This window comes from Luteimonas sp. A501 (assembly GCF_054052085.1).
This window is the reverse complement of sequence record NZ_JBSVRI010000001.1, coordinates 237,441-249,469: the sequence shown is the minus strand read 5'-3', so window position 1 is coordinate 249,469 and position 12,029 is coordinate 237,441. Positions and strand designations below refer to the sequence as shown.

Below are 12,029 nucleotides of genomic sequence, written 5' to 3'. Positions count from 1 at the left end.
AGGCGCCTCAGTGCGCTTCCGCGGGTGCCTTGCCGCGCACCCGGTTGAACAGGCTGACCGCGCCCACCACGAGCGCGCCAACCAGCATGCCGACCACCAGGCTGGCGACGGTGTCGGCGAGGAAAGCCGGCAGGCCCCAGCCCAGCAACACATCGATCAAGTGGTGCAGGGCATCGATGTTGTGCACGAAGATCCCGCCGCCCACCAGGAACATGGCGATGGTGCCGATAATGCCCAAGGCCTTCATCATCCAAGGCGTCACGTACACCAGCGCGCGCCCCAGCGCCGGCACGAGCACGCCGGGCCGCTTGTCCATCCACAGCCCGGCGTCGTCCATCTTCACGATCGCCGCGACCACTCCGTAGATGAACACCGTGACCGCCAGCGCGATCACCGACAGCGCGACCGCCCGCGTCAGCAGGGACTCGTCGGCGACCACTGCCAGCGACAGCACGATGATCTCGGCGGAGAGGATGAAGTCGGTGCGCACCGCGCCGCGGATCTTCTTCTTTTCCAGTTGGCGCGGGGTTTCGCCCGAGGCGAGCACGGCCTGCGCGCGTGCCTCGACGTCGGGCTTGGCGTGGGCATGGAACAGCTTCTCGATCACCTTCTCGAAGCCTTCGTAGCAGAGGTACGCGCCGCCGACCATCATCAAGGGCACCACCAGCCACGGCACCAGCCAGCTGATCAGCAGCGCCGCCGGCACCAGGATCAGCTTGTTGACCAGCGACCCCTTGAACACGCCCCAGACCACCGGCAGTTCGCGGTTGGCCTTCACGCCCGCGACCTGCTGCGCATTCAGGGCCAGGTCGTCACCAATCACGCCGGCGGTCTTCTTCGCGGCGGCCTTGGTGAGTACGGCGACGTCATCGAGCAGGGCCGCGATGTCGTCGAGCAGGGTGAGCAGGGAGGCACCGGCCATCGGGAATCCATTGCGGTATGTGGGAAAGGGCGGATTGTCGCACCCTCGCCGCCCGTGCCATATAACGGGCCCGGCCACTGGCGTCAGCGACAATTGCGGCCGGCCCGGGCCGCTGCTACCTTCGCCGGCTTGCACGCCACCGGGAGGGCGGCAGGCATGGTCGAAACGGATATCACCCAGTTGCTGGTGCGTGCGCGCAGCGGCGAACCCGAGCGCATGGGAGAGGTCTTCCAGGCGCTGTATCCGGAACTCATGCGCATGGCGCGCTCGCGGCTGCGTGGCCGGGACGCCACCATGACACCAACAGTGCTGGTGCACGAACTGTTCCTGCGCGTCACCTCATCGGACCATCTGAACCTGGTCGACCGGCGGCATTTCTTCGCAGCCGCCGCCCAGGCGCTGCGCTGGATCATGGTCGAGGACGCCCGCAAGAACCTCTCGCAGAAGCGCGGGGGCGGCGCCATCCACCTCGAGCTCGACGAAGACCTGTCACCGGCCGCGCCCGGCGGTGCGGCCGACACCGGCGTGCTCGCCCTGCACGAAGGCCTGGATGCGCTGGAGCAGCTCAGCCCGCAGCGCCGACAAGTGGTGGAGCTGCGCTACTTCGCCGGACTGGAGTTCAAGGAAGTCGCCGAATTGCTGGAGATTTCCGAACGCACCGCCCAGCGCGAATGGGAGCGCGCGCGCGCGTTCCTGCTGGCGATGCTGGATGAGGGCAACGATGGACGCTGACGCGCTCGCCCACTGGCAGGCCGCAGACGCCGCCTTCGGCCAGTGGCTGGACCTGTCCGAAGGCGATCGCGGCGCCTGGCTGGCAGCGCTGGACCTGCCGGCCCCCGTGCGCCACCGGCTCGATCAGCTCATCGCCGCCCACGTCCGCCCGAGCGCGGCACTCGCATCGCCCGGCAGCGACCTGGCCGGCGTGCAGCTTGGCGCATGGACCCTGGAGACCGAGCTCGGCCGCGGCGGCATGGCCGTGGTCTACCGGGCCTCGCGCAGCGACGGCATCGCCCGCCAGGACGCGGCGCTCAAAGTGCTCACGCTGGGCGCGCTGGGCATTACCGGCCACGAGCGCTTCCAGCGCGAGGCCGAGATCCTCGCCCGCCTCAACCATCCCAACATCACCCCGCTGGTGGACTCCGGCGTATCCGGCGACGGCACCTGCTGGCTGGCGATGCCGCTGGTGGAAGGCGAACGCATCGACCTCTGGTGCGAATCGCACACGCCGGATGCGCCGGCCACGGTGCGCCTGTATCTCCAGGTCTGCGACGCCATCGCCTACGCGCACCGGAACCTGGTGATCCATCGCGACCTGAAGCCTTCCAACGTCCTGGTCGAAGCGGACGGGCACGTGCGCCTGCTCGATTTCGGCATCGGCCAGTTCACCGATGCGCAGGACGAGCGCACGCAGACGATGTGGCGTGCGCTGACGCCCGGCTATGCCGCGCCCGAACAGCTGCGCGGCGACCCGCCCAGCACCGCCATCGACGTCTACGGCCTTGGCGCCCTGCTCCACCGCCTGCTCACCGGGCGGACTCCAGAGGGCGGCGACGGCGCCACCGCCACGCGCCCTTCGCAGCTGGTACGCGCCAGCAGCGATGCCTGGCACCGCCACTACGTGCCGCTGAGGAACGACCTCGACCGGGTGCTGCTCAAGGCGCTGGCGGAGGAGCCGCAGCGGCGCTACCCATCGGCCGAGGCCTTCGCCGCCGACCTGCGCCGCTGGCTCGAGGGGCGTCCGGTGCTGGCACAGAGCCCGACCCTGGGCTATCGCGCGCGCAAGTTCATCGGGCGCAACCGCCTGGGCGTGGTGGGGGCGGTCCTCCTGGCAGCGAGCCTCGCCGGCGGCATCGGGGCGACGCTCTGGCAGGCGCGGGAAGCGCAGAAGGCGGCGGAGAACGCGCAAGTGCAGGCGCAGCGGGCGACACTGGTGCGGGATTTCCTCGAAGAGATCTTCATGTCCACCCAGCCGACGGCCGGCGAGGTTCCGGATGCGCTGGACCTGCTCGAGGAAGGCTCGAGGCGTGCGCGTTCCGCGCTGCTTGCCGATGACCCGGTCGCCGCCGCCGACATCCTCCTGCTCACGGGCGCCGCGCGCATGCACCTGAGCCGCTATGAGCTCGGCGAACAGGACCTGCTGGCAGCGCTCGACCTGCTGGATACGCATGCACACCCGGACATCGGTGCGCGCGAACGCGTGCTCGTGCACATGGAACTGTCGGAGATCTACAGGAACACCGGACGAATCGATGAAGCCATCGCGGCCAGCAATCGCGCGGCCTCCCTGGCCATTGCGAACAGGCTGGCCGAGGAGGACGTGTTCGACGCCCGGCTCAGCGTTGCCCAGGCCAATGCCTTCCACGACCCGGCCAGCGCGGAAGCCATCACGCGCCAGCTGCTGGAAGACGCGCTCACCGCCGGCCATGCGAACAGCTACGTGCACCGCGACATCGTCGCCACCCTGGGCGTGGTGATGGTCCAGAACGACCACGACAGGGCCGACGTCCTTCCCATCATGGAGGAAGAGCTCCGCCTCTCACGCGAACTCGAGGGCGAAGACAGCGGCTGGTACGCCTACCGGCTTGCGGGAAATTCGGGCACCTTCCTGCTCGCCGGGCGGCCAGACCGCGCGCGCGAAATGCTGGACGAAGCCGTGCGGATCGTGGACACGGTCTACCGCGAACCTCATCAGCTCGCCGCGAACATCCACTGCAACATGGGTACGCAGCTGCATCTGACGGGCGATCCCGAACCGGCCCTGCACCACTACGACCAGGGCGTGGCCATCGGCCAGGCGGTGGGACGGAAGAACCTTGCCGCATCCGAATGCATCAGGTACCGCAGCATCCTCAGGGCCACGCTGGGCGACCTTGTCCCCGCCCTCGAGGACCTGGACCAGGCCGAATCACTGAGGGTCCTGAACGCGAACGACCAGACCTCCATCGGGCGCAGCATCTGCGGCATGCGCGCATCGATCCGCCTCCGCCTCGGCGACGTCGCGGGCGCTGACGATGCGCTCGAGCAGTGCCAAGCCGGCGCCGACGCGGGCCAGTCGCACATCTATGCGCTGGCGGAGGCCGAGGTGCGCATGGCGCAGGGGAAGCTGCGCGAGGCTGGTGCTCTCGCCGCCGGACTGCGCGAGAGCGTGAGGCGCGGGCTGGACAACTCGTGGATGCGCCCCTGGATGCTGTCCATGCTGCTTGCGAAGAAGACTGCCGACGCGGACGCTTTGGCCGCCCTCGCGACGGAGGCGGCGGCCTTCCTGGACGATGCGCCACCGATCGCCCGCTGCCTGGCCGAACCCGTGGAGACGCACTGCCTGGCGCTGCCCTGACGCCTTCTTGCAGCCGGCCAGCGCGGAACATGCATGACTACGTGGCGGTTCCCGCCTCCTGGCGACCCGGCCGCAGACACGGGGCCGCGGACCCGGGCAAGCTGAAGGCCTATGGCAGCAGGGACGGGCGCGAGTCGAACCATGCCCGCGAATTGCGCAGGTGCAGTTCACGTTCCGCACCATCGAGCTCGACGCCGACGCCCAGTCGCCCCCAGGCCAGGTGCAGGTCGCCGCTGCGTCGCTCCCCCTCGATCTTCATCCGGGCATCGACGCTGAAGCGGTCGTTCTCGCCGCGCGCACCGTCGAGTACCAGCACGCCATCGCGCCAGGCCCAGCGTCCGCGCAGGTGCGCCTCGCCGGCGTCCACCATGCGGCCGATCCACGCCGGATAATCGCCGCGGTCGGCGAACATCGCCAGCAGGAAGCCGACGTCGCGCATCCGCACCTGGATGTTGCCGCCGGCCGTCACCGGCTTCTTCCAGGCCGCCTGCCCGCGGTCGATGTCGATGGTTGCCCACCAGCCCGAACGCAGCTGGCCGTCACGCTCGCGGAAGGCGACGTTGCGCAGGCGCACCTGGCTGCCGTCGAGCCGGAGCTCGCCGTCGCGCAGGTTGCCGCCGCGCAAGCGGCCGTCGATGACCACGTCGCCGGCGAGATCGAGACCCGCAACCTCGATCTGCGCCCGGCGCGCGTCGACGCGCAGCGATCCGGTGCCGATGTCGCCCGCGGCATCGAGCCGCAGGTCCGCGCCAAGCGTGCCGCTGCCGCCGCCGAAGCGGAGGCCATCCTTCGGCAGCCAGGCATTGAGCACGGCGATGTCGGGCACCCGCGCGCCCTTGAACACCAGGTGCGCGGCCAGGGTCTCGCGCAGGTGCTCGAGGCGGCCGTCGGAGACCAGTTGCACCCGCAGGTCGCGGCCGCTGACCAGCGGCTGCTCCAGGGCGTCATGCCGCGCGGCGCTGAAGCGGTCCATCACCACGTCGACGCGTGACTGCAGTGCGCCTTCCCCGTCACGACCGAGCACGGCATCGGCATGCGCCACGCCTTCAAAGCGGGTGTCGAGCAGGTCCGCATGCGCCTGCACGTCGCGCACCCGCAGCGTGCTGCCCTCGCGCAGGCGGCCATCGGAGAGCTGCAGATCGGCCTCGATGCCGCCGCTGCCCTCCAGCGCCAGCCAGTCGCTGTCCATGAACAATGCCAGCACGCCGCCGATCGACGGCATGTGCCAACGGCCGCGCACGTGGCCCTCACCGCCGGCCAGTCGCACGCGCCAGTCGCCCAGCGGCAGCACGTTGCCAGGCAGGCGCAGGTCGGCGTCCAGGCTGGGCTGTTCGGGATCGACATCGGGCAGCGCGACCTGCAGGTGCAGGTCTTCGTCCACCGCTAGCCCCAGCGTCAGCGCGTTGTCGACCGACTCGCCATCCGCACCGCGCGCGCGCAGCGGCAACTGCAGCGACAGCATCCCGCCCGGCTCCAGCGCACCGTCGCGCAGTGACAACTTCGCATCCAGCTCGCCGCCTTCAACCCCGGGTACCAGGTGGAAGGCATAGCGGCCGGTCTCGTCGATCTCGGCGCGCAGGCCCAGGGGCGTTCCTTCAATCGTCAGCGATGCCTGCAAAGCCTGCAGCCGCGCAAGGCCGGCCTGGCCCGCGGGCAGCTCGGTCATCGAGAACGCGGCCTCGACGACGCCGTCGCGCAGCCACTGCGTTTCGCCATCACCCAGGCTGAGCCCGCTGAAGGCCGCCGTGGATGGAAGCAGCGCCGCAGGCCCGCCACGGAACTGCTTGCTGAAGCCGACCTCGGCCCGGCCATGGCCGGCAAGATGCACGCCAAACACCTCCCCGCCCACGATGCTGTCGCTGGCGATGCGGTCCATGCGCAGGATCCAGGCGCCAGGCCGCTGCGCGGGCGACGGAACCTCGGTATCGACGCGCTCTATCGAACCGCTCACTGCGTCAGCCTCGACCCAAGGGATGCGGATCTCGCGCTTGAGCAGCGGCAGCAGTGCGACCCGCCCAGTGGCGTGCTCGGCCTGCGCCGTCCACGCCGTGCGCCGCGCATGCCCCTGCATGCGCACCCCGTTCACGACAACCCACCCGGGCAGCAGGGTATGGCCGCCATCCCAGTTGATCTGAAACTTTTCCGGCTTCCGATTCAACAGCGACTGCGCCGCATCGACGTTGAGAAGAGCGTTGCCCGCGGCGAGATAGACCAGCCAGGTGCCCAGCAGGATCCAGCCCGCGCGCCGCAGCCGGCGTTTGCCCTTGTTCATCCATGGACTCCCCGGGAAGTTCGATAAAAAAGAACCCCGCCTCGCGGCGGGGTTCTTCGTGAAGCAGCACAGCGATAGGGCGTGGATCAGAAGCCCATGCCGCCCATGCCGCCCATGTCGCCGCCGCCCGGCATCGCCGGCTCGTCCTTCTTCGGCAGCTCGGCCACCATCGCTTCGGTTGTGATCATCAGCCCGGCGATCGACGCCGCGTTCTGCAGCGCGGTGCGAGTGACCTTGGTCGGGTCCAGGATGCCGAACTCGATCATGTCGCCGAACTCGCCGTTGGCGGCGTTGTAGCCGAAGTTGCCGCTGCCGTCCTTGACCTTGTTGACGATGACCGACGGCTCTTCGCCGGCGTTGGTCACGATCTCGCGCAGCGGGGCTTCCATCGCGCGCAGGGCGATCTGGATGCCGTGGTTCTGGTCTTCGTTGGCACCCTTCAGGGCCTCGACCGCGGTCTTGGCGCGCAGCAGCGCGACGCCGCCGCCCGGGACCACGCCCTCTTCCACCGCCGCACGCGTGGCGTGCAGGGCGTCTTCGACGCGGGCCTTCTTTTCCTTCATCTCGATCTCGGTCGAGGCACCGACCTTGATCACCGCAACGCCACCGGCCAGCTTGGCCACGCGCTCCTGCAGCTTCTCGCGGTCGTAGTCCGAAGAGGTCTCTTCGATCTGCGCCTTGATCTGCTTGATGCGGCCTTCGATGCCCGAGCCTTCGCCCGCGCCGTCGATGATCGTGGTGTTTTCCTTGGTGACCTGGATCTTCTTGGCGCGGCCGAGGTCGTTGATGGTCGCCTTCTCGAGCGACAGGCCGACTTCCTCGCTGATCACGGTGCCGCCGGTGAGGATGGCCATGTCTTCCAGCATCGCCTTGCGACGGTCGCCGAAGCCCGGGGCCTTGACGGCCACGACCTTCACGATGCCGCGGATGGTGTTCACCACCAGGGTCGCCAGGGCCTCGCCCTCGACTTCCTCGGCGACGATCAGCAGCGGCTTGCCCGACTTGGCCACGCCCTCGAGGACGGGCAGCAGGTCGCGCACGTTCGAGATCTTCTTGTCGTGCAGCAGGATGAAGGGATCATCCAGCTCGGCCGACATCGACTGCTGGTTGTTGATGAAGTACGGCGACAGGTAGCCGCGGTCGAACTGCATGCCCTCGACCACGTCGAGCTCGTTGTCCAGGCCCGAACCCTCTTCAACCGTGATCACGCCTTCCTTGCCGACCTTGTCCATCGCCTGGGCGATCAGGTCGCCGATGTTGGCGTCGGAGTTGGCCGAGATGGTGCCGACCTGGGCGATTTCCTTCGAAGTCGACGACGGCTTGCTGATGCTCTTCAGCTCTTCCACGGCGGCCTTGACGGCCTGGTCGATGCCGCGCTTGAGGTCCATCGGGTTCATGCCGGCGGCGACCGCCTTCATGCCCTCGCGGATGAAGGCCTGGGCCAGCACGGTCGCGGTGGTGGTGCCGTCGCCGGCGTCATCGGAAGTGCGCGAGGCGACTTCCTTCACCATCTGCGCGCCCATGTTCTCGAACTTGTCGGCCAGCTCGATCTCCTTGGCGACGGACACGCCGTCCTTGGTGATCGTGGGCGCGCCAAAGCTCTTGTCGAGCACGACGTTGCGGCCCTTCGGGCCAAGCGTTGCCTTGACGGCGTTGGCGAGTACGTTGACGCCGCGCACCATCTTGGAGCGCGCGTCTTCGCCGAAGCGGATTTCCTTCGCGGACATTGTTGTTTCCTCGGAGCTGGATCAGGGAATGGGGATTGCGATGCGCTTGGCGCGCTCTCAGCCGACGATGGCGAGGATGTCGTCTTCGCGCACGATCTTGTATTCGGTGCCTTCGTGCTTGTACGCCGAGCCCGAGTACTGGCCGTAGATGACCTTGTCGCCGACCTTGACCTTCGGCGCGCGCACGCTGCCGTTGTCCAGGGCCTTGCCCTCGCCCACGGCCACGATCTCGCCCTGGGTGGGCTTTTCCTTGGCGTTGTCGGGGATGACGATGCCGCCGGCGGACATCTGCTCGGCTTCGATCGGCTTGACCACTACTCGGTCGTAAAGCGGCTTCAGGTTCATGGAAATCCTCACAAGTGATTGATTTTGCTTGGTAAAGTGACGAATCGGTCGCGAAGTCTAGCAGTCGGCCCTGCCGAGTGCCAAAACGCGCGCCGCGAAAACCCGGCAGTGCCGGGATGTCCGCAAGATGGGGGGGCGTTCGCGGGGTTCAAGGCCCCCGGGGGTTAAAAATCCCGACTCAGAAGCGCCAGGCGCCGACGACCATGGTCTCGCCGTTGTTGGGGGAGTGCAGGCTGGCGTTCGAGATATGCCGCAACAACAGCGAGAAGCGGTCCCAGCGCCAGCCGGCGGTGGTCACGAACTGCGGATCGCCGGAGAGCGCGTCCGTCTCGCCCGACTGGGCGCCGATGCCGGCACCAAGGGTAAGGCCGTTGTCGGTGCGCTCGTAGCGCAGGCCGACGTAGCCGACCACGACGTTGTCGGCCAGGTCGCGGCCGCGCACGTTGCCACGGCCATCCACGTAGATGGCGCCGACTTCGCCGCGCAGCACCGCATTGTCCAGCTGCCTCAGTTCCGGCAGCCAGGCGACCGAGGCCACTTTGGTGAACTCGCGCTCGGTGGTCTTGGAGCCGCCGGCGGCCACCTCGATATCGGCCGCGGCAAGGGCCGGCAGCGCGGCCAAAGTCAGGACTGCGGCCAGTCCGGCGCGGAGTGCGACGGAGCGGATTGGAACGGGCATGGGGGCAACCTGGATGAATGGGGGAGGATTCGCCCCGCAAGAATACGTTCGTCGTGTCGCGCTGGCGTGCAGGCAGGCGGAATGGTGTGTCCCTGTCTGGCAGCGGTCATATTTGAAGGTTAGATTACGTGGTCCATAAAGGGGAGTTTCCAGATGCGTCTAGTCAGTTCCCGGCTCTGTTACGCAATCGCGTTGGCAGTTGCCGCTACATTCCCGGCCCAGGCCGAAGTCTTCATCAATGAGATCCACTACGACAACATCGACACCGACGTCGGCGAGGCGATCGAGGTCGTCGGCAGCGCCGGAGAAAGCCTCGCCGGCTACCAGCTCGTGCTCTACAACGGCAGCAACGGGTCCAGCTACGACACCGATACCCTGCCCGCGGGCGACCTCGTGGCCTGCGGCGGCAAAGTGCGCATCGCCACCATCGAGTACCCCGAGAACGGCCTGCAGAACGGCGCGCCGGATGGCATCGCGCTGGTCGATCCGCAGGGCAACGTGGTCCAGTTCCTGAGTTACGAAGGCGAGATGACGGCCAGCAACGGCCCCGCCGCCGGCATGACCAGCACCGACATCGGCGTCATGCAGCCCAACAGCACGCCCGTAGGCCATTCGCTGCAGCTCGGCGGCACCGGCAATGTCTACGCCGACTTCGCCTGGGCAGAGGCTGCCGCCCAGACCTTCGGCACCTGCAACATCGGGCAGTCCTTCGGCGAACCCGGCAACGCCGCCCCCCGCGTGGTCGAGACATTCCCGACGCAGGACTCCAGCAACTTCCCGTACGCGGCCGAACTCACCGTCTCCTTCAGCGAGCCCGTGATCGCCCAGCCCGGCGCGTTCACCCTGGCCTGCGAAGGCCCGGCGCGCCATCGCGCGCCCACGCTCGATCATGTGGGGCAGGCGACCAGCTTCACCCTGACGCCTTCGGCTCCGCTGGTGCCGGGCCAGGCCTGTTCGCTGCGGGTCGACGCCGGTTTCATCCTCGATCTCGATGACGCTGCGCCTGAAGCCGACACCGTCATCGACTTCCACGTGAAGAGTGCGGGCGACGGCGGCGGCGGCGGCGGTAGCGACGACTACTACGGCCTGGTCAACGATTCCAGCCCGGACCAGCTGCGCTGCTCGCTGCACGAAACCATCCGCGGCCATGTCGCTTATCCCTACAGCGGCGGCGGCATCACCACCTGGACGATCCTCGAGATCGCCGACGAGGATCCCAACGATCCCGGCAAGATCCTCGACGTCTATCGCAACCGCAGCTATACCAAGGGCTCCGACCGCGCGGGCAGCGGCGGCAGCAACAAATACAACCGTGAGCACACCTGGCCGAACTCGCTCGGCTTCCCGAGCCGGGAAGGCAACCTGGGCCTTCCGCACTCGCCGTACACCGACGCCCACATGCTCTACCTGAGCGATGAGGTCTACAACTCCAACCGCGGCAACATGCCATTCGCCGACTGCGCGCAATCGGCGAACTGCGGCGAACGCCCGACGGAGTTCAACAACGGCCGCGGCGGTGGCAGCGGCACCTACCCGGGCAACTCGAACTGGGTCCAGGGATCCAATGGCAACCAGGGCTCGTTCGAAGTCTGGGGCGCACGCAAGGGCGACATGGCACGCGCGGTGATGTACATGGCGATCCGCTACGAGGGCGGCACGCACCCCGGCACCGGCCAGTCCGAGCCCGACCTGGAACTCACCGACGAGCGCAGCAAGATCGTCGGCACGAGCTCGTCACCGGCATACATGGGGCTGCTGTCGACCCTGATCGAATGGCACCTTGCCGACCCGCCGGACGATGCCGAGCGCGCCCGCAACGAAGTGGTCGCCGCCCACCAGGGCAACCGCAACCCCTTCATCGACCATCCGGAGTGGGGCACCCAGGCGCTGTTCAACTCGAGCACGCCGGCAACCTGTGAACTCGGCACGCCAGCGGCGAGCGAGCCCCGCAATCCGCGGCTGAAGGATCCGCGCGCGCGTGGAACCATCGCTCCGGTGCCGGCACCTGCGGCATCAACCGGACGCAAGCTGAAAGCGATGCGCTGACGGCCCGCGCCTGGCTTCCCGTTCAAACAGGGGAGTGATTCAAACAGAGGGGCGCCGGGATCCGGCGCCCCTCTGCGTTTGCACGATCAAATGAGCGACAGCAGCGTGGTGATGCGATTGCGATTGAGCGCTGCCATCGACGGCAGCCTGCAGCTCAACGCGATCGACTTCGACGTCAACAGACCGCCGGCATCGGCGCCGGACCAGGTCAGATTGCCAGCAGCACCGCTGGCCAACGTGATCGATTTTGGAATGTAGCTGGCAGTTGCAAGCTCATCACCGACCACCGCGGTACAGGTCACCGTGACCGGGCCGGCCGACCCATTGCTGACCCGCGTGCTGAAGCTCATCACGTTCAACGAGACTTCTTCGTTGGCAAGCGCACAGGTCACGAAAGCCGGCGCATCGCTCTCGTTGACCACGGCAAGCGGACGCTTGCGGATCAACCCTTCAAAAGCGGGCAGCGCCGCCTGGCAGTTGCCGACAGGGCCAGTCCCGGTCGTCGTGAGCAGATCCAGTGCCTGCGCCTGCTGGGTTGCGCCCAGAAGCAGGGCACCGGCTGCCACGAGGCAGGTCAATCTGTACATATGGGTATCTCCTCAGATATGGACGCGGTGCCGCACCGGCCCCGCCATCCAACCTTAGAGGAGCACCCAGCCCCTCGAGCGTGACGCCAGACACGCTTTCGTCGGTATGACGGCGCC

General features: G+C 67.9%; 8 protein-coding genes and 1 pseudogene. 3 read left to right on the top strand and 6 right to left on the bottom strand.

What is annotated here, in order from left to right; translation table 11 throughout:
- Positions 1-7 precede the first annotated feature (7 nt).
- Entirely contained in the window at positions 8-922 is a 915-nt protein-coding gene (locus ACW7G5_RS01115) for a DUF808 domain-containing protein (RefSeq protein WP_457001081.1), read from the bottom strand.
- A gap of 156 nt (positions 923-1,078) precedes the next feature.
- On the opposite strand from ACW7G5_RS01115, the gene ACW7G5_RS01110 reads away from it, so the two are divergent.
- Positions 1,079-1,654 carry an ECF-type sigma factor gene (locus tag ACW7G5_RS01110; protein ID WP_457001079.1) on the top strand — a complete coding sequence of 192 codons (576 nt, stop codon included), beginning with the start codon at positions 1,079-1,081 and terminating at the stop codon, positions 1,652-1,654.
- A complete protein-coding gene (locus ACW7G5_RS01105) occupies positions 1,644-4,256 on the top strand; it encodes a protein kinase domain-containing protein (protein WP_457001077.1) in 2,613 nt (870 codons plus the stop codon). The genes ACW7G5_RS01110 and ACW7G5_RS01105 overlap by 11 nt, the downstream gene beginning before the upstream one ends.
- A 109-nt stretch (positions 4,257-4,365) precedes the next feature.
- Here ACW7G5_RS01105 and ACW7G5_RS01100 read toward each other — a convergent pair whose 3' ends face one another.
- The 4 genes from ACW7G5_RS01100 to ACW7G5_RS01085 all read right to left on the bottom strand — a co-directional run bounded on the left by ACW7G5_RS01100 (position 4,366) and on the right by ACW7G5_RS01085 (position 9,279).
- Positions 4,366-6,528 carry a hypothetical protein gene (locus ACW7G5_RS01100; RefSeq protein WP_457001076.1) on the bottom strand — a complete coding sequence of 721 codons (2,163 nt, stop codon included), beginning with the start codon at positions 6,526-6,528 and terminating at the stop codon, positions 4,366-4,368.
- Between the two features lie 86 nt (positions 6,529-6,614).
- The gene (gene groL / locus ACW7G5_RS01095) at positions 6,615-8,255 is read right to left on the bottom strand and encodes a chaperonin GroEL (RefSeq protein WP_457001074.1); all 1,641 of its coding nucleotides are present in this window, start codon (positions 8,253-8,255) and stop codon (positions 6,615-6,617) included.
- Between the two features lie 57 nt (positions 8,256-8,312).
- Positions 8,313-8,600 carry a co-chaperone GroES gene (gene groES / locus ACW7G5_RS01090; protein WP_457001072.1) on the bottom strand — a complete coding sequence of 96 codons (288 nt, stop codon included), beginning with the start codon at positions 8,598-8,600 and terminating at the stop codon, positions 8,313-8,315.
- 178 nt (positions 8,601-8,778) lie between these two features.
- Positions 8,779-9,279, bottom strand: coding sequence for an acyloxyacyl hydrolase (locus ACW7G5_RS01085; RefSeq protein WP_457001070.1), 501 nt, complete (start codon positions 9,277-9,279; stop codon positions 8,779-8,781).
- A 153-nt stretch (positions 9,280-9,432) separates the two neighbouring features.
- Here ACW7G5_RS01085 and ACW7G5_RS01080 point away from each other — a divergent pair.
- A pseudogene (locus tag ACW7G5_RS01080) lies at positions 9,433-11,208 on the top strand (endonuclease); the annotation flags it as partial.
- Positions 11,209-11,411: 203 nt separating this feature from the next.
- On the opposite strand, the gene ACW7G5_RS01075 reads toward ACW7G5_RS01080, so the two are convergent.
- Positions 11,412-11,912, bottom strand: coding sequence for a hypothetical protein (locus tag ACW7G5_RS01075; protein ID WP_457001069.1), 501 nt, complete (start codon positions 11,910-11,912; stop codon positions 11,412-11,414).
- Positions 11,913-12,029 lie beyond the last annotated feature (117 nt).